The sequence below is a fragment of the Pseudoalteromonas rubra genome (assembly GCF_004212645.1).
GTDB lineage: Bacteria > Pseudomonadota > Gammaproteobacteria > Enterobacterales > Alteromonadaceae > Pseudoalteromonas > Pseudoalteromonas rubra_G.
In genome coordinates, this window is the sequence record NZ_PPUZ01000049.1 from 93,541 (window position 1) to 111,037 (window position 17,497).

The 17,497-nt window shown below is 50.0% G+C and carries 16 protein-coding genes; 6 read left to right on the forward strand and 10 right to left on the reverse strand.

The window, feature by feature from the left end:
- Positions 1–3: 3 nt before the first annotated feature.
- Both C3B51_RS17965 and C3B51_RS17970 read right to left on the reverse strand, forming a co-directional pair.
- Positions 4–1,269, reverse strand: a complete 1,266-nt coding sequence (locus C3B51_RS17965; protein ID WP_240701924.1) for an MFS transporter — start codon at positions 1,267–1,269, stop codon at positions 4–6.
- Between the two features lie 5 nt (positions 1,270–1,274).
- Complete coding sequence (locus C3B51_RS17970; protein WP_130245946.1) at positions 1,275–2,096, reverse strand: nicotianamine synthase family protein; 822 nt, start codon at positions 2,094–2,096, stop codon at positions 1,275–1,277.
- A 166-nt stretch (positions 2,097–2,262) separates the two neighbouring features.
- On the opposite strand from C3B51_RS17970, the gene C3B51_RS17975 reads away from it, so the two are divergent.
- Both C3B51_RS17975 and C3B51_RS17980 read left to right on the forward strand, forming a co-directional pair.
- Positions 2,263–3,435, forward strand: coding sequence for an efflux RND transporter periplasmic adaptor subunit (locus C3B51_RS17975; RefSeq protein WP_130245947.1), 1,173 nt, complete (start codon positions 2,263–2,265; stop codon positions 3,433–3,435).
- Positions 3,432–6,536 carry an efflux RND transporter permease subunit gene (locus tag C3B51_RS17980; RefSeq protein ID WP_130245948.1) on the forward strand — a complete coding sequence of 1,035 codons (3,105 nt, stop codon included), beginning with the start codon at positions 3,432–3,434 and terminating at the stop codon, positions 6,534–6,536. Before C3B51_RS17975 ends, C3B51_RS17980 begins: the two co-directional genes overlap by 4 nt.
- 142 nt (positions 6,537–6,678) lie before the next feature.
- Here C3B51_RS17980 and C3B51_RS17985 read toward each other — a convergent pair whose 3' ends face one another.
- From C3B51_RS17985 to C3B51_RS18005, 5 genes are all read right to left on the reverse strand, one after another.
- Complete coding sequence (locus C3B51_RS17985; protein WP_130245949.1) at positions 6,679–8,802, reverse strand: TonB-dependent siderophore receptor; 2,124 nt, start codon at positions 8,800–8,802, stop codon at positions 6,679–6,681.
- Between the two features lie 190 nt (positions 8,803–8,992).
- The gene (locus C3B51_RS17990; RefSeq protein ID WP_130245950.1) at positions 8,993–10,219 is read right to left on the reverse strand and encodes an NAD(P)/FAD-dependent oxidoreductase; all 1,227 of its coding nucleotides are present in this window, start codon (positions 10,217–10,219) and stop codon (positions 8,993–8,995) included.
- A gap of 5 nt (positions 10,220–10,224) precedes the next feature.
- Complete coding sequence (locus C3B51_RS17995; RefSeq protein WP_130245951.1) at positions 10,225–11,613, reverse strand: NAD(P)/FAD-dependent oxidoreductase; 1,389 nt, start codon at positions 11,611–11,613, stop codon at positions 10,225–10,227.
- Complete coding sequence (locus C3B51_RS18000; protein ID WP_130245952.1) at positions 11,606–11,926, reverse strand: 2Fe-2S iron-sulfur cluster-binding protein; 321 nt, start codon at positions 11,924–11,926, stop codon at positions 11,606–11,608. The genes C3B51_RS17995 and C3B51_RS18000 overlap by 8 nt, the downstream gene beginning before the upstream one ends.
- A gap of 342 nt (positions 11,927–12,268) precedes the next feature.
- Entirely contained in the window at positions 12,269–12,628 is a 360-nt protein-coding gene (locus C3B51_RS18005) for a winged helix-turn-helix transcriptional regulator (protein WP_130245953.1), read from the reverse strand.
- A 108-nt stretch (positions 12,629–12,736) separates the two neighbouring features.
- On the opposite strand from C3B51_RS18005, the gene C3B51_RS18010 reads away from it, so the two are divergent.
- Genes C3B51_RS18010 through C3B51_RS18025 form a run of 4 tightly spaced genes read left to right on the forward strand, consistent with a single transcriptional unit; the run spans position 12,737 to position 15,374 of the window.
- Positions 12,737–13,318, forward strand: a complete 582-nt coding sequence (locus C3B51_RS18010) for an NAD(P)H-dependent oxidoreductase (protein WP_125719096.1) — start codon at positions 12,737–12,739, stop codon at positions 13,316–13,318.
- Between the two features lie 9 nt (positions 13,319–13,327).
- Positions 13,328–13,876, forward strand: a complete 549-nt coding sequence (locus C3B51_RS18015) for a redoxin domain-containing protein (protein ID WP_130245954.1) — start codon at positions 13,328–13,330, stop codon at positions 13,874–13,876.
- A gap of 24 nt (positions 13,877–13,900) precedes the next feature.
- A complete protein-coding gene (locus C3B51_RS18020; protein ID WP_130245955.1) occupies positions 13,901–14,458 on the forward strand; it encodes a carboxymuconolactone decarboxylase family protein in 558 nt (185 codons plus the stop codon).
- Positions 14,459–14,486: 28 nt separating this feature from the next.
- The gene (locus tag C3B51_RS18025; RefSeq protein ID WP_130245956.1) at positions 14,487–15,374 is read left to right on the forward strand and encodes a phosphotransferase family protein; all 888 of its coding nucleotides are present in this window, start codon (positions 14,487–14,489) and stop codon (positions 15,372–15,374) included.
- Between the two features lie 98 nt (positions 15,375–15,472).
- Here the strand turns inward: C3B51_RS18025 and C3B51_RS18030 are convergent, their stop codons facing one another.
- From C3B51_RS18030 to C3B51_RS18040, 3 genes are all read right to left on the reverse strand, one after another.
- Positions 15,473–15,682 (reverse strand): hypothetical protein, encoded by a 210-nt coding sequence (locus C3B51_RS18030; protein ID WP_130245957.1) that lies wholly within the window; start codon positions 15,680–15,682, stop codon positions 15,473–15,475.
- A 147-nt stretch (positions 15,683–15,829) separates the two neighbouring features.
- A complete protein-coding gene (locus tag C3B51_RS18035; protein ID WP_130245958.1) occupies positions 15,830–16,297 on the reverse strand; it encodes a hypothetical protein in 468 nt (155 codons plus the stop codon).
- Between the two features lie 111 nt (positions 16,298–16,408).
- Positions 16,409–17,107, reverse strand: coding sequence for a hypothetical protein (locus tag C3B51_RS18040; RefSeq protein WP_130245959.1), 699 nt, complete (start codon positions 17,105–17,107; stop codon positions 16,409–16,411).
- Between the last annotated feature and the right edge of the window lie 390 nt (positions 17,108–17,497).

A 17,497-nucleotide genomic window follows, 5' to 3' on the forward strand; every position in this document is an offset into this window, starting at 1 on the left:
TCCTTACTTTGATGTAGATGGGCTGGTTGTTTGAATTTGGGCATGTATGGCGGGCGTTGACATAAACAAGGTATTTAACACCGCCGTACCCACGCCAATGGCTATCAGGCAATACCAGGCCAGGTCCTGGCTCAGGCTGGCATAATCAAACGCCACCCCGACCACTGCACTGCCCGCAATTAACCCGACACCGGCAAACAAATAAAAAAATCCGTAGTGCGTGGCAACCGACTTATCCTGTGCCAGCACAGAAATCTGGCTCATGATAAAGGGAAAACTCACCATAGTGCCGAAGGTAAACAAGACGGCCAGCAGGCTCATCGGCAGGTAATACAAAACGCCGGATTGATAAGGCCAGGCGGGAACCAGGGTGGCAAACGATAGCCCCATTAATGCAATACCTATGCTGATCCACTGATCGGGCGACAGCCAGCGCTCGCACATACGCGTGATGGGAAACTGAAAACAAATTGAGATCAGCGCACACAAGGTCAGTACCCAGGCCACATCCTGCGGTGCCCCGGACTGATTAACCAGATGCAGCGGAATGGCAAAAGAGATCTGATTGATCAGCATAAAGTAGCCCGACATGAGCATTGAAAATAGCAAAAATGGCCGGTTGCCTAGCACACCGGCAATCATGGCCGATACCCCGCCTCCCGACGATTTCTCCGAGGCAGATTGGTTGTCCGCCGGGGCTTGTTTCGCTGGCAGTAAAACCATGAATAGCAGCGCAAAGAGTGCAAAAGGCAGCGCCGAAACCACGCACAACACATCAAAGCTAACACTCAGCAATAGCAGGCCACACACCGGGCCGAGTAACTCCCCGCCATTTCTGGCAACCCCGACCAGTGCAAACATTTGCACCCGACTCAGCTCAGCTTGTTTAGAAAAGTAAGACTGAGCAGCAGGGGTAAACAAGGCACCGGCAAACCCGGTCATAAAGGCCGCCAAAAACAGCAGCTCCGTGATTTGCGAAAACAAAAACAGACAGAATCCCAGCGCTCTGAGTAAACACCCGATCACTATCAGTTTTTTTACGCCAAACAAGTCGGCCAGTAAGCCGCCCACTAAAAACAGGCCCTGCTGGCAAAAAGAGCGCACACCCAGGACCAATCCAACCAGGGTGGCACTCAGCAACAAGTCTTGTTTCAGGTAGCCCGCCAAAAACGGGATCAGCATGTAAAATCCCAGATTAAACACAAACGCAGCAACGAGCATCCAACGATACTCGGCACTGAGCCTGAGATAGGAGGTGAATATCGACATAACAGCTACACCGGTTTTTGGGCAATCAAAATAGAGTGAAAGTTATCGGCGTAAGTCTGGATCTTCAGTTTCAGTTGAAACGGTGCCAGCCCACTCTCGTCCACACTTGGATACAATAGCGTGCGCAGGTTGAACGCAGTGCGCACTACCAGCTGAGCCCCCGGGCGCATGTACTCATACAAGTGTGCAATGATTTTGTCTTTAAGCTGCTCATCCCCCACCAGGGCGGCAAGCCAGATCACATCATAGCGAGCCAGATCCGCCTGCTCGCAAATGTCGTTATGAATAAAGCCCATTTGATTATCGGCAGACAGTGCTTTACACACCTGCTTGCCAAGCAACAAGTCGTCGCGCTGTATGTCCAGATTATCAACCTGCAAACCTGCATGGTGTAAAGCCAAAGACGTCAGCGGCAATGCACCAGAGCCCACCATCAGAACCTGCTTTACCGGGTCTGCCGCCAGAGATTTAATGGCATTGATCTCCAGTCCCGTTGCACGCTGGTAGTGCTTAAAATAGGGGTATTCAGTTTGCAACACCTGCCGAGGCGTGTCACTGCTCACCAGGCGCTGCGCCCAGTGTCGCTCATACATGCTGGATGCCAGACTAAACAAGTGCTGGATCTGAGGCTTAATGGCCCTGATCTTATCTTGTGCCAGCACCTGCTCTGCAAACTCGCTGCCATGCTCGTTAGATAACAGGCCAAGAAAGCGGTCGAAGATAGCCATCGTGTCCGGGTTGATAGTCAGAGCCTCCATGCTATGAATTTGTTCATAAACGTCCACAATTTGCGAGGCGTGGATCCCTACGTGATTCGCGATTGTCATAAGTTAGTCACTGCTGTACTGTTCCGATTTTATGATATAACATAACCTAACGGTTATTTATGTGTAAACAGATTTATTGAGAAATTTTTAGTTAAGTTAGTCTATTAGCATTTTTACGAAACAAATAATTTACCATTAAAGTTATATGACGAGCAGGAAACCCATTATGGAGTCAAATAAAAATAAGTCTTCTTATCATCAACTTAAGCGCCGTTCACTGGTGCTGCTCCTGGTTGTGCTGTCAGGCGTCAGTGCCTGTGTGGCCCTGATAACACTCGCAAATCCCCCAAAAGAAGCTAAGGTACAGCCGGCACAGCCGCCACGAGTTTCCAGTACACCTTTAGTGCCCGCTGACTATCAAACCTCGTTGCACCTGTCAGGTGTATTAAAGCCCGCCGAACAAACAGACATTGCTTTTGAATTACCGGGCAAAATTTCCTGGCTAAACGACGCTTTTATAGAGGGAGGCATTGTTCATAAAGGTACTCTGCTTGCCAGGCTGGACGCATTTGATTATCAGACCCAGTTACTTAATAAACAGGCGGAGCTGGCACTGGCAAAGGCCCATTTGTCAGAGCAGTTAGCGCTGGCCGATGTGGCAAAAAAAGAATGGGCCAGTAGCCCACATGTGACCGACCTTGCACTCAGAAAGCCTCAGGTTGCCAGTGCCCGTGCGCGTCTTAAAGCAGCCGAAGCCCAACTGGCACAGGCACAAAAAAACCTCTCACGAACCCATTACTACGCCCCTTACGATGCGCTGATAGCAAAGCGAGATACAGGCCTGGGTCAGGTGATTAAAGCCGGTCAGCCACTGGGGCAGCTGGTTAACCTGCACTATGGTGAACTGCATGTGCCCGTGGCAAACTTTGACAGGCCCTTTTTACCACAACTCCCCGCATCCGGCGTCACTGTCAGCGCAAGTGAGATAAGGCGAACCGGCACCCTCACCCGCCATACCGGTCAGCTCAGCGATACCACGAGAATGGCTTACTATGTGATCCGAATAGACGACCCGTATGCGCTACACAGCGACGAGCAACCAGTGTATTTCGGCCAGTTTTTACACGCACACGTTGCTGGCGTCACGCTGAAAAACGTCCTGAAAGTGCCCCAGGAGTGGGTTAAAAATGACACGCTTTGGCTTATGAACTCACAGCACAGATTGGTGCAATATCCCGCCAACATACTGCGCCGGGAGCAAAGCAGTGTGCTGATCGCGGCGCCGCCCCACGCAGATTATCAACTGATCACACATCTACCTGACTATCCGCAAACGGGCATGCTGGTGCGCAGCGGCGCGGATCATACCCAGCTGGCAAGTAAAGGAGATAAGCAATGAGCCGGCAAAGCAAGTTAATTGGCTATTTTGTGCACCACCCCGTTGCCGCAAATCTGCTGATGCTGTTTATCGTTTGCATGGGCTTGCTGAGCTATCAGGGGATCCAACGGCAAACCTTTCCGGTTTCTGATAACAATAAGATTATTGTCACCGCCACCGAGCTGGGCGCCTCGGCCCGAGAGATCGAAGAAAATATCCTGCTCAAAATTGAACAGGCGCTAAAACCCCAGCCAGGCATTAAACGCCTCACCAGCCAGGCGACCCCCTCACGTGGCCGGGTGGAGATTGAGCTGGAATACGGACAGAGCCTGGCATTGCGTCTGGATGAAATCAAGATGAAGCTCGATGCCATTGCAACTTTCCCCGTCGCCATGGAGCCGTTGCAAATTGTTGAGCGGGCACAACGTCAGCGCGCGCTGAGTGTGGTGTTGTCCGGTCCGGACGACCCGCTTGAGCTGCGCAAACTCGGTAATGAACTAAAAGCAGAGCTGTTACAGTTAAAGGGGATCTCCCATGTCGACTTATCGGCCATTCCCGACTACGAGGTCGCCATAGAATTGTCGCCACTCAAGTTGCGCGAATATAACCTCAGCCTGTCTGACGTGGTCAGTGCGATTCAGACACACGCCGATAACCTGTCAGCGGGCCAAATAAAAACGGCGCGCGGCAACATTTATCTCAGACTGGCGCAACGTGGCTATCAGGGGTCGGCACTGGCCAGTACGCCCATTATCAGAGGTTTGCTTGGCGAAACCGTGCAATTGCGCGATATCGCCACCATCAAAGATGGCTTTAGTGAAACCCTGGATGCCGGACGCTTTAATGGCGAGCAGGCCGTTTATATTATGGTGCTGGCGGCCAAAGAGCAGTCACTTACCGATGTGGTGGCAAAGGTTAAGGCGTATGTAGAGTACAAACGTCAGGCACTGCCTGAACACATCAACATTTACGAGTTTGTTGATGTCACCTTTTACCTGCAAGGGCGCCTCAATATGATGCTGGAAAACCTCGCACAGGGCGCTATTTTGGTATTCATCGTGCTGGCCGTGTTTTTGCGCACCCGCCTTGCAATCTGGGTGATGCTGGGTTTGCCTGTTTCTATGCTGGGCGCTTTCTGGCTGATGCCCTTGCTTGGGATCACCATGAACCTGGTCTCCTTGTTTGCCTTTATCATGGTGCTGGGCATTGTGGTGGACGACGCCATAGTGATAGGCGAGAGCGTCTGTGAGCAGGTTGAATCGCAGGGTCATTCGCCAGAGCAAGTGATCCAGGGCGCGCAAAAAGTGGCCATGCCTGCCACCTTTGGTGTACTGACCACCATAGCCGTATTTATGCCTTTTATGTTCAGCAGCGGTCCTAATTCAGGGCAATTTATTGCCATAGCCGGTGTCTGTATTTTATGCCTGTCCTTCAGCCTGATTGAATCAAAGCTAATTTTACCGGCACATCTGGCCGCAACCCGCTTACCGGCAAAACCAAACGACCACTGGCGTAACCGCTTTAATAGCGGGCTGCAGAAACGGCTGAACACGCATTATGCCCCTTTACTCAAACACTGCATTCATTACCGTTATGCCGTCATCGCCGGGTTTTTCTGCCTGCTGGCCCTGGCCATCTGCCTGCCCGTCAGCGGCTTGCTGCGCTTTACTCCTGTGCCCAAAGTACCGCACGATTATCCGTCAATTAATATTCAGATGGATCACAATGTTTCTGAGGCGCAAACTCTGGCCGCGGTTGAACAAATAGAAACCCTGATCAACCAGGTTGAGCAAGATATCCAGCTGCAAACCGGTAAACCCATGATGGATGCCATGTATACCCGCATCGACCATCTGACTGAAGCCGAGGTGGTGGTGCCGTTAGTGCCGGAAGCGCAGCGTCCGTTCGACACCTTTGAGCTGGCCAGACGCTGGCAGGCGCACTTGCCAGATATACCCGGTGTGAAAAAACTCACCATAGAATCAGATGTTATCGACATTGCCGAGAAAAGCGACCTGGAATACCGCCTGTTTGCCAGCGACGCCGACACCCTTTATCAGGCCAGCCGGGCCATGATTAACAAACTAAACCGCATTGCAGGCGTGCACAGTGTCTACTCGTCTCTCAACAGTGCCCAGACTGAATACCAGATCCAATTAAAACCGCTGGCGCACCAGCTCAACCTGAGCGCCAGGGAAATAACCCGACAAGTTGGCGCCAGGTTTTACGGTCTTGAATTGCAGCGCGTTATGCGTGAAGGTCAGGAAGTCATGTTTAAGGTCCGGGGCGACCAGTCCGATCGCCAGCAGATAAGCGCACTGGCCCACACACTGATCGCCCTCCCCAATGGCGAGCAGGTGTTTTTTGGCGATGTGGCACGCACCGTTGAAGTACCGGGCTTTGCCAGTATCACCCGCGAGCAGGGATATCAGGTCGCCACCATCAGTGCGGATGTCGATGAACAGCAAACAAGCCTTGCCCATGTCACCGAATATATAGAATCCCAGTTGCTAAACGAGCTGACAGCAGCCCATCCGGGACTGACGACAAAACCGGGTGTCGCGCTGCAAGCTCAGCGTCAGGAACAAAGCCAGGTGCTGATGTTTGCCGTTGTTGGCTTGCTGGTCGTCTACTGTCTGCTGGCATTGCCGCTGCAGAGCTATCTGCAACCTGTGCTGGTGATGTCGGTGATCCCTTTTTCCGTAGTTGGCGCACTGTGGGGACATTACCTGCTCGGCTACAGCCTGAGCATGATGTCGGTGTTTGGAATTGTGGCCGCAGCGGGCGTGGTGATCAACGACTCACTGGTAATGACCGATGTGATCAACCGCCACAGAGCAGCGGGTCTGGATATAAAAACCTCGGTTATCAGGGCTGGCATTGGTCGTTTTCGGGCCATTTTACTCACCTCACTGACCACCTTTTTAGGACTGGTGCCGATTATGTTTGAGTCGAGTTTACAGGCGCAGTTTGTGATCCCAACGGCTATTTCCCTGAGCTTTTCGGTGCTGTTTGCAACTGGGGTGACATTGTTGATGGTGCCCTGTTTGTATGTAATGCTCGAAGATCTTAAACGCCTGCTAAGCACAAAAATCGCGCCACTCAAGTTGCTGCGAAGCTGACATAAAAAAGCCCGGCAAGGACTGCCGGGCATCCTATTTAAAACGCAGACAGCTATCTGAAAACCGTTTTAGGATAGAAAAAAGTGCCCAGGCAGGGAGCGCAAGGACACATTAAACGACTCACGAGGTCGAAGGGCAAAAGTTAGAACTGATAAGAGGTCGACACCAATACCTTACGTGGCTCCCCCGGTTGTACCCACATCTGCGAATATGAGTTAGTAAAGTGCTTACGGTCAAAGGCGTTGTGTACCTGTGCCTTAACCGACCAGCGCTCGCTTATCGCATACTCTGCGAACAGATTTACCGTAACGTAAGAAGGCAGATAGAAATCTGTGCCACGCTGGCCCAGTCGCTCATCCACATACTGCGCGCCAATTCCCGCAGACAAGGCATTACCTGCCACCAAATACTGCTGGCTCAGCTGAATGCTGGCAGAATTCTCAGGGATGTTTAGCAGGTCGTCGCCTTTTTTAATGGCTACGCCCAGACCAGTATCAATGGAGTCCTTGTCAACCTGCGCATCCAGATAGGTGTATGAGAACTGGATCTGGGCATCTGCCGGCAGCTGACCGACTACGTCCAGTTCAATACCCTGGCTGGTCGCCTGACCAATGGCAGCGCTAAACCCGGGGTTATTGATGTCCGCAACTATGATGTTGGTCTGCTCACTGTCGAAATACGCCAGCGTAATATCCAGATTGTTATCCAGCAGCGACCACTTACTGCCAAACTCGATTGACTCACTCTGGTTAGGATCAAAGCCATCGCCTTTATAGTCAGTACCAAAGTTCAGACGGTAGCCTTCACCATAGGTTGAGTACACAGACCAGTTGTCACTGAACTGATACACCAGGCCAAGCTGCGGGCTAAAGTGCTGCTCAGACTGTGAAGCATTTTGCATTCTGACCTTGTCGTCTGTGGTTTGCTTTAACCAGTCAAAACGACCGCCAATGCGCACCTGAAATTCGTCCGTCAGGGCAATTTGGTCCTGAATATACAAGCCTGTTGCCCACTGGTTTTGCTGACGCACAATCACCGGACTTGGTGTGGGTGGCGTATGCTGGCCATACACTGGCTGGTGAATATTAATGGCATACAACTGTGCATCAGTCGGATTGGTGGCCAGCTTAGGCGCGCGGGCAACCCGGTAGTCACGATCAAATTCAAATCGGTCATAGTCAACGCCCACAATGATGTGGTGCTTGATTGCGCCAGTGGTGACATCTCCAGCCAGTTCAAAACGTGCTACATATTGGTCGGTATCGTAAGCGCGCTGTCTGTGCTGACGCGTCAGCGTCTGAAAGTCGAGATATAACTTTTGTCTGGACGGCGCGATATCTGCATCACTGGAGAGGCTGTCCAGCTCTGTTTGTCTGAATGCCAGTGCGGAGCTTAGCTGCCAGTCGCTACTTAAATCGTACAACCAGTTAAGCTGATGACCATGCACCATAGTCGTGGTTGGCCCATCACCGGGCTCACCCAGAAAACGCTCAATGGGCATAAAGTCGAAGTTGCCATTCGGCGCGATGATACCACGGTCAAATGGGATCTCCTGCTCGGCATATTCAAAGTCATAATGCCAGGTTGAATCTGGGCTCTGATCAAAGACAAATGAAGCCATCACGCCGTGCTTTTGTGTTTCTATGGTATCGCGGAAGCTGTCTTCTTCCTGATAGAAACCAATAAAACGTCCGGCAACTGACTTGGATAGTACGGCATTCACATCCCCTTCCAGGCGACGGTGAGCCCGGCTGCCCGCAGTCAGCTCAAACTCGCTGGAAGACGCAAAAGTCGGCTTTTTCGTCACCAGGTTAATTGAGCCGCCCGGCTCTCCTCGGCCAAACAAGGCCGCTTTTGGCCCCTTTAACACCTCTACGCGCTCAATACCCGATACGTCCCGCGGACCAGAAAACCCGCGGCCCGCGTTAAACCCATTAACCAAATAGCCACTAGGCACATTTTCATCACCAAAAAAGCCGCGGATCGCAAAGCTGTCCCACAGGCCACCCAGACTGTTCTGGCGACTCACCGACGCCGACATATCCAGCACCTGAGTAAGTCCGGTTACACCCGTTTTTTCAATTAATTCAGCGTCAAATTCAAACAAAGATTCGGGTGACTGGAGATGACTAAAGTTGCCACGATAGGCCTGACGCTCTCCCGTTACTTCAATCGTTTCAATGGCATTGTCAGCACAAACAGAAAACGCCGCAGCCAGAGACAAAGAGAGTACACTTAAACGACACGCAGAGTGTAAGGGTTTCATTATCAATCCTTCATTATGATATACTATAACAATTTCCGCGAGGACTGTACCACGAATGCAGCCAAGTGTTAAGAAATAATCAATGAAGTTTTGTGTATTTGATATGACGCGGTTTTGACAAAGATAAGCCTGTCAGGAAAGTGAAATCGGGAGCGTCCTTGCTCCCTGTGCGTATGTAAGTTAAGCGGTTTTAGCCCGCCTTTTGTGCAGCTTCTTCAAAACGCTCAACGCTAAACGGCGTTAAATCCAGCGTGGTCTTTTTGCCCGTCACCAGCTCGGTCATCAACTGCCCTGTAATGGCTGAGGTCAGTATTCCGGTACGGAAATGACCACAGGCATTCAGATAGCCTTCAACGCCGTCAACCGGTCCCAGGATCGGCAGCTCATCTGGCGTACCCGGACGCAGTCCTGCCCAGCAGCGCTTGATGCTCGATTCTTTCAAAATAGGTAAGCACTTCATTGCGCCCTGCGACAGCTCCTGAATTTTGTCCAGGCTGTTGGTGGTATCAAAGCCCTTCTCTTCGGTGGATGAGCCGATCAAGATCTCGCCGTTGTCTTTTTGCGCGATATAACAGTCGCTGGTACTGATACAACCGTTCATGATCTTAGGCATGCGCTCTGAGAGTACAATCTGCCCTTTGACCGGATAAACCGGCATAGTACGCCCGGTTGCCTGCTGATACAGCTCATTGGCCCAGGCACCAGATGCATTGATCAAGGTATCGCAGAAAAAGGTTTCGTCAGCGGTTTTCACCCCTTCCACCACATTACCGTTGCGGATAACGGAGGTCACTTCAGTGTTCAGATACAAAGACACACCATTTTGCCGCGCGCCTTCCAGATAGGCATCGACAAGACGATACGGATTCACCTGATGGTCACAGATAAAGTCGATAGCGCCAATGGCATCATCCGTTACATAGGGCTCTTCCTTTTTAAGCTCCTCGGCATCCAGCCAGCGTACCTGATCGGCCAGATGCGGGATCCCCTGGGTGATCTGCTCAGCGTATAATCGGTCTTCTTCGTTATACATGATGAACTTCAGACCCGTGCGCTCAAACTTAAAATCCACCCCATGCTTTTCCAGCATTTCCCGATGCAGCGCCGGATACATGTTGTTAGACGTCAGGGCAAATTCAAAAAAGCAGTCAGGCAGCTGGTGCGGGCGCATCACGGGTACTTCTTCACCCTTCGCTTCGCTGTGTAACTTAGACAAGGTTTTGAAAAAGATCACCCCACAGCCCAGACCAACTGACTCGCCAATGGCCCACAGTCCACCCGCAGAAGCGCGCGACGCATTACCGGGTTTCTTTAAATCAATTAACGCGATTTTTAAATCAGTATCGCGGCTTAAAAAGTATGCGCACGCCGCACCCACAGCACCGCCACCGGCGATGACAACATCATATTTTTTCATTGTGTTCATTCCATTAAGGTAAAGGGGATAGGATCAAGAGGAAAACGCGGTTTGATCACGCCGATATTTTCGGTCAAACCGGCCTCATGCAAATAATCCAGCGCATAAGAGCTACAGGTTTTACCCTGACAATCTCCCATCCCAATACGGGTTCGCATCTTCAGACTGGTGATGTCTTTTACGCCCTGAGCAATGGCTTCGTCGAGCTGCTCCCGGCGCACCTGCTCGCAACGACAAACCACAGTCTCGGGCTGCGCCAGAGACAACAGTCCGCTTTGGCGGTCGGAGAAGCGATCAAACCCGAAACGGAATTTTTTAATCCGTGCCAGTTTGTTTTTGACTTTGGTAGAGCGAGCACTCAGCTGCGATTCGGTGATTTTGCCACATTGCCAGGCCAGGCGTAGTGCCGCCAGCTGGCCTTCGCAAATGGCCGCATCGGCGCCAAGCAGGCCGTTGCTGTCGCCTACTACAAATGCCTCGTGATTCTGGCTTTGATGCCACTCATCCAGTACCGGCACATAGCCACTGACTTTACTGTAGTGGTGCTCCAGACCCAGTAGCATGGCAAGCTGAGTACGTGCAACAAACCCGTAACCCACGCCAATGGCATCCACATCCACCTGCTGCGCCAGGTCTCGTTGCGCGCGCCATTGACTGTCATAAGGTGCCACCTGAATGCTGCTCAGTTGCTCCTTACCCTGCGCACTGACAATACCCCAGCCGTATTTGAACGGAATTTTGTGCTTTTTGAGGTAGCTCATCATGCTCATACCAGACAGCGTTAGCTTAGGTTTGTTAAGCAGCGCCACCGCTTCTTTGGCAAGTTTGGCAAACGGGCTGGCTTCATAGACACCCACCACATCTACACCCGCTTTGTGCAGCTGACAGGCAACCAGAGGCAATAAAGGCCCGGTGCCCACCAGCGCCATGCGCTGCCCCGGTCTGACCAGACCACTTTTAAGTTGTAGCTGGACACCGCCAAGCAGCATTACCCCGGGAAGCTGCCAGCCCGGAAACGGCACACTGCGCTCGTGACAACCCGTTGCCAGGATCAGGTGGCCATAGGGCTGACGGCTCAAACCTGAGTTGTCGCTCAGCAACAGCTGATTGCTGCCTTCCGGGCCCAGTACCCGCGTCTGTGTTTTAACTTCTATGGAATCACTGTGGGCCTGATAACGCGTTTGCAAGGCGGTCATGGCACGCTTAAGATTGTCATCCAGGTGTGGCAATGAGTCGGTCTGGCGCAGTGGTCCGCGATAGATCACCCCACCCAGTTTAGGCGCTTCGTCGATGATCACTGACTTTAACCCATGCCGTGCCAACTCCGCTGCCGCCGCCGTGCCAGCGGGGCCGCCGCCGACAATCACCACTTTATCGTGTGTCTGGCTAGTCATGTTTGATCCCCTCTTCCTTGAAACGATTAGCCAGGGTTTCGACCGACATTTGTGGCTCCACCAAAGTTTGGCAGGCACGCTGCTTATGTTTTGCATTGATCTTAACCTGGCAACAATGGCACACGCCCATGCCACAATAGGCACCCGATGCCACGTTGCGGTCGTTTTCCATCACTCTGGCGTAGTTTGCGGCCAGCAAAACCGACAACACAGTTTCGCCTTCACAGGCCTCAACCGGTTGATCATCGACGGTAATTTTAAAATTGCGCGAAGGCAGAGGCGTGATATCTCTGGTGCGCTTAAGTGATTTCATAGCTTGTCTCTCTCGTGTTGTGATACATCAATCAGGCGCAATAAAGGCGCTTAATTTACAGGACAGGCGAGAGCCATTGACGCTGAGGGCAACTTAAAATGATAATTAAAAGTTAATTGATTAAAAGTGTGTAACCGTTTTTTTCCGGTTCCTTTCGCTCGTATATGCCCTATTTTAGGCACATTCAGCTCATCTCCTGTGAACGAGGGAAGATTAACCCGGAATAAACAATTAAGCCACCTTTATTTACAGTAAATAAACAGAAATTGATCTGGATCCGGGCATGCTGATTTTTGCAGCATGGTCTGATCACTTTACGAACTGATTAAGCATACTTTTACCTTAATCAAGTTGATGAGATTCCGACCAGACCCGCAGCTGCTCAAGAATATGCAGTGCCGAGCGGCCAAACTCGGTCAGTTCATAGGTAACCGCCACCGGGCGTTCATTCACAACCGTACGCAGCACCATACCCCGTGCCTCGAGCTCTTTAAGGCGCTGATCAATCATTTTTTTGCTGGCACCGCCAAGCATTCTGGCCAGATCGTTAAACCGCACAGGTTCATTTTTAAGATGATAAATAATCGATCCCGTCCACTTTGAGCCAATCAGACGCATACCTTTTTCGATAGCGCAGGGTTCCAGACAGGCATTTAAAACTTTTTTCCTGCCCTTACTATCTGTTTTAACAACACTTTCCACAGTCACAACTCCAAAACCAGGGTGGTTACCAAAAGTAAACTAATTGAATAAAAGCCACAGGTTACTATTATAAACCACACAAGCTATTAAGCCTACTGGAGAATAAACATGAACAAAGCCCTGATCATAAACGCCCATCAGTACTACCCATTTTCTGAGGGGAAACTGAACGCCACCCTGGTGGATAAAACGGTCTCTCACCTTAATGCCAAAGGTTATGAGACCCGGGTGGTTACTATGGCTGAGCCGCTGGATATTGAGCAGCAACTTGAGCTACATCGCTGGGCCGATGTGGTGATCCTGCAGTCTCCCATCAACTGGATGGGCCTGCCCTGGTCATTTAAAAAGTACATGGACGAGGTATACACCGCAGGCATGGGCGGCGCTTTGTGTAATGGCGATGGCCGCTCGGCAGACAACCCCAAAGCCAATTATGGCCGTGGCGGAACACTCACTAACACACGTTACATGCTGTCTGTGACTTTTAATGCCCCGGCGGAGTCGTTTAATGACGAGCACGAATTTTTTGAAGGCAAAAGTGTAGACGACTTACTCTTTCCGGCACATATGAACTTTAAGTTCTTTGGCATGCAGTCTATACCTACGTTTAGCTGTTTTGATGTGATGAAAAACGCAGACATTGAGCGCGACCTTGCACGCTTCGAAAGCCATTTAAACACCCACTTTTAAGGAATACTCATGAGCCAGGCAGAACAGTACACCCAAAAACTCCACCCCGGCAGCCCGTTCCCGGATATTCAGGTGACTTTGCCCGATGGCAGCACTCGCCCTCTGGCACAGGCCAATAATGACCAGCGCTGGCAGTTGGTGCTGGTTTACCGGGGCCGCCATTGCCCCTTATGCACCCGCTACCTCAACGAGCTAGAGCAATTCAAAGATAAGCTGGCCGCTATCAGAGTCGATATTGTTGCCGTGTCGGGCGACAGCCTGGCACAACTGCAAAGCCACAGCGAGCAGCTGGATGTGTCTTTTGAACTGGGCTATGGCCTGAGCCTTGAGCAAATGAACACGCTGGGCTTATTTATTTCTGATCCGCGCTCCGCACAGGAAACCGATCATCCGTTTGCGGAACCCGGCCTGTTTGTCGTCAATGAAGCCGGCAATATTCAGGTGGCGGATATCTCTAACAACCCGTTTGTTCGCCCGGACTTGACCTCGCTGGTCAACGGACTGGCCTGGATCCGCGACCCGGATAACAACTACCCCATTCGCGGTATGCACCGCTAAGCCGAATTGCGCAGGAGAAAAACCATGTTTACCTATTATGAACCCGATACGGCACCAGAAAAATCAAAGCCGCTGATGGAGCAGTCGCTGGCCAGCTTTGGCATGCTGCCCAATCTACACAAAATACTGGCTGAGTCGGCCGTCACCTATAAGGCGTATAACGACACCTTTACCGCTTTCATGCAGGACAGCAGCTTGTCGGCGGTTGAACAGCAGGTGGTTTTTATGACCGCCAACTACCAAAATAACTGTCACTACTGTGTACCCGGCCACACCTGGATGATGAAATCTGCCGGTATGCCCGAGGCGCTGATCACCGCACTGCGCGAAGGCACATCACTGCCCGACAGCAAACTGCAAGCACTGCAGGACTTTGTAAAAGCCTTGCTGGCCAAACAGGGCCACATTGGCGATGACGCATTAAATGCGTTTCTTGCTGCCGGATACAACAAGCAGCAAGCGCTGGAAGTATTGACCGGCCTGGCTGCAAAGCTTATCTCCAATTTTACCAATGCCCTGGCCAAAACCGAACTGGACTCGCCCATGCAGCCCTACCAGTGGACGCACCCGGATCGACGTTAATCACCAGCGTTAATATGCAACATAAACCATGAGTGTGAATGCATTGCCACCATTGCACCGCAAGCCTACACCGCACAGGCCGCTTAACGGCGGCCTGACCCATAACAACACTCTGCTGACAAGAGATGATGGGAATCTTTGGGTATGTAAACGCTCACTTGACCGCAATCGTTCAGGGTTAGAAACTGAGGCCTACGTATACACCTTGCTGACACCCACCCGCTTTGCGCAGCCGGTTGAACTCCACCAAAGTAAAAATGGCCAGCAGACGTTGTTACGCCCTTATATTGAGGGAACATGCATGGCCGACTGGGCTGCACTCAATCTTGAGCAGGTGATCCGCTTGCTCAAACAAATCCATCAGATAAGCGCACCACGCCACGGCAAAGTCAGCGCCCCAGCCGGGCTCATCCTGAACCCGGCAAACCACCTCACCGCTGTCTGGCGATATTTTCGCAGCCGCACCACTGAACGGGCCAAACTGAGCGAGCTCTACCACTCGCTACACCCGGTATTGCAGGCGCACCAGCCTTGTTTTGACCAGCTCAGTACCTTTACGCTCAATCATGGCGACTTTCACCCTGGCAACCTCATCCTCACGCCTGCTCAGCAGCTTATCCCCATTGACTGGGAGCGCGCCCACTTTGGCGATCCGGCCTTTGATTTGGCCCTGCTCAACTGGCACGGTAAAGGCCCCATCGCCGACCAAGCTCTACAAACCCGCGCTATCGCGCTTTACAGTGAAAACCCGGCAGTACAAACAAGGCTTGAACAACGCGTAGCCTGCTGGAGCCTGTTGCGCCTGTTCAACGATTACCTTTACCTGACACACAATAAATTAAAAGTAGGAAAGCTGGCGCGGTTCGAAGGTGAATTTACACAGCATCTGAATGGTGTTTTATCTGTCTCGGAATAGGTAAACAGCGCTTAAGCATCACATGCTTGTGTGTTTTGGCAACATGTTCACCAAAGGCTGAATTGGAGGACTGCGGTCTGAGGCCGTTGTAATTTTGCCTAATCACCCCCGCCACTATCCCCGCCCGACGAATCACCGTCGTAATAGGAGGTGTGCACAGAAGTGCCTGACGACTTTCCCTTTGAGGTTTCTACCACCGCGAAAAAAATGGCAAAAGCCAGCATGACCAGGCCTGTAATAAAGTCACCTACAAATAATTGATAAACACCCATCGCTGCAAACGCTGCAATGGCGATAAACTTCGTCATAGTATTCGTTCCTTGTTTGATATGAGTGTTAGTGGGTCGATGTGCCGTGCTTTAGCGGTAACCCCGCTTTATGGGCGTCTTAAACTAGGCTAAAATTTGTGAAGAATAAGCCCCTACTGAGACCTAGGCACCCCATCCATAGTTGTCTTATTTTTTTGATAACAACTCGATGAGTCTTCTTTTTTGCTTTGATGCTTCAAACCAAAAGCCACCTGATACCAATGCAACACCAAAAATTAGCATTCCAAATGGTATCAACATTTGCAAGGAGAATTCATTCATATTTGAAAGAAATGCCATGCAACCAATACCGACAACTAAAAACCAAATAAACATGAAGATCATTGTAGGTAAGTTCAGGCGCATCGAGATTGTTACCTGTGCACCAACACTTTTTTGCTCAATCTTGCCTTCAATAACTGGGTTAAATGAATTCTGATACGTAATATTTTTCGTAATTTCAAATTCGTATTCATTTACATGGCCGCTAAATTCATGTGTTGGGCTGAAACTGAAAAGTTTCTTTTCCCCTGTAAACGCTCTAATTCGTTGTACTAGCTCTTCAGAAGATAGGCCAGTGTCTATTTGGAATTTTTCGTAGGGGATTAATTTCATAATTTCCTAACGCCTCGCTCATCGAGCAAATTTCTGATGACGACTTTGTGTATTTTTGCGCAAAAATTGGCAGCGAAAATTCGTCCGACATAGCCGCTTGTTATAAGTATTTTAATTCACTTTAATATTAGAAAGAAGTATGGATAATCTTTCTTTTGTTAAAGAATCGTAGTTTATCTCACCCAACCAAACTTTATTGTGAAATAGCAATACACGACCTTTACTTCGACTCTCAACCAGCTGAATTATTTCTAGTTTTTCATCCAACTTGAAGTAATAAAACTCCTTTTCAGACTTGTAGATATAAATACCTCTAAAACTTAGCAGCGCCAACATTTGATTTATCTCGGATAGAGAGCTAAAAACGCCAATATTGTTTGGCTGCAAATTAATTAAGATTTTAAAAAAGTCAAAGTCATTGGAAATAAAATCAATTCCAAAGTTACTGCTCTGCCTTAGTTTTGAAACTAAATAACCAACATTTACGTCTTCTAACAACCTATTAGAAATGACAACACTCTCTCCAGCTTCTGATGAAAAAGAATACATCATTGGTTTAAACTCATCTAGCTTATCATCCACAAAGCGACCCTGTAACCCTATTGAAATAAAACCCAAATCAAAGCGATTTAGAGCGTTATGGGTTGTTTCATTAAATACACCTGAAACCAGTCCAGTAAAGACCTCTCCGCCACCTGCATCTTTCTGTGATTTATTGATTAGATAGATACCCCATAGTACAGGGCCAAAATTTATAGCCACAGCAAGTAGTAAACAAAGGGATATTATGTACTTAACTTTTCTACTCATAACGTTCTGGTAATGGCAGCTTCTAACATCTTGCTCTGAGGAGTTCCCAGGTAATTATATTTTAAATCAATATGATGGACACACACGGCATTGTTCTATCTAATTTATTTCGCCAAAAACCAATTAGATAAAAACACCATGCAGGATATCACCATCCTACACGATATGCTCAGGAAAAACTGCGCCAAATTCATGCTCGGCACCCTAATTGATTAATGCTGGAAACCGAAAGTTTGTTCGATAGAAGTCAACTTTCACTTGCTAGGAAATTTGCAAGGACATCCAATTTTAAACTGCCGTCATCAGCACAGCGGTTTTTATTTGGGAGTCTCTCAAAACTAACGCATAGTCTCTTTTTGATGAGCCATTGGGCGTTGTTTCCTAAATCAT

Bases quoted from the DNA above. Each gene is read 5' to 3' on its own strand.
- C3B51_RS18025 (WP_130245956.1), top strand. From the start codon at position 14,487: ATGAGTGTGAATGCATTGCCACCATTGCACCGCAAGCCTACACCGCAC.
- C3B51_RS18000 (WP_130245952.1), bottom strand. From the start codon at position 11,926: ATGAAATCACTTAAGCGCACCAGAGATATCACGCCTCTGCCTTCGCGC.
- C3B51_RS17995 (WP_130245951.1), bottom strand. From the start codon at position 11,613: ATGACTAGCCAGACACACGATAAAGTGGTGATTGTCGGCGGCGGCCCC.
- C3B51_RS17970 (WP_130245946.1), bottom strand. From the start codon at position 2,096: ATGACAATCGCGAATCACGTAGGGATCCACGCCTCGCAAATTGTGGAC.
- C3B51_RS18015 (WP_130245954.1), top strand. From the start codon at position 13,328: ATGAGCCAGGCAGAACAGTACACCCAAAAACTCCACCCCGGCAGCCCG.
- C3B51_RS18030 (WP_130245957.1), bottom strand. From the start codon at position 15,682: ATGACGAAGTTTATCGCCATTGCAGCGTTTGCAGCGATGGGTGTTTAT.
- C3B51_RS17975 (WP_130245947.1), top strand. From the start codon at position 2,263: ATGGAGTCAAATAAAAATAAGTCTTCTTATCATCAACTTAAGCGCCGT.
- C3B51_RS17985 (WP_130245949.1), bottom strand. From the start codon at position 8,802: ATGAAACCCTTACACTCTGCGTGTCGTTTAAGTGTACTCTCTTTGTCT.
- C3B51_RS17990 (WP_130245950.1), bottom strand. From the start codon at position 10,219: ATGAAAAAATATGATGTTGTCATCGCCGGTGGCGGTGCTGTGGGTGCG.
- C3B51_RS18020 (WP_130245955.1), top strand. From the start codon at position 13,901: ATGTTTACCTATTATGAACCCGATACGGCACCAGAAAAATCAAAGCCG.
- C3B51_RS18040 (WP_130245959.1), bottom strand. From the start codon at position 17,107: ATGAGTAGAAAAGTTAAGTACATAATATCCCTTTGTTTACTACTTGCT.
- C3B51_RS18010 (WP_125719096.1), top strand. From the start codon at position 12,737: ATGAACAAAGCCCTGATCATAAACGCCCATCAGTACTACCCATTTTCT.
- C3B51_RS18035 (WP_130245958.1), bottom strand. From the start codon at position 16,297: ATGAAATTAATCCCCTACGAAAAATTCCAAATAGACACTGGCCTATCT.
- C3B51_RS17980 (WP_130245948.1), top strand. From the start codon at position 3,432: ATGAGCCGGCAAAGCAAGTTAATTGGCTATTTTGTGCACCACCCCGTT.
- C3B51_RS17965 (WP_240701924.1), bottom strand. From the start codon at position 1,269: ATGTCGATATTCACCTCCTATCTCAGGCTCAGTGCCGAGTATCGTTGG.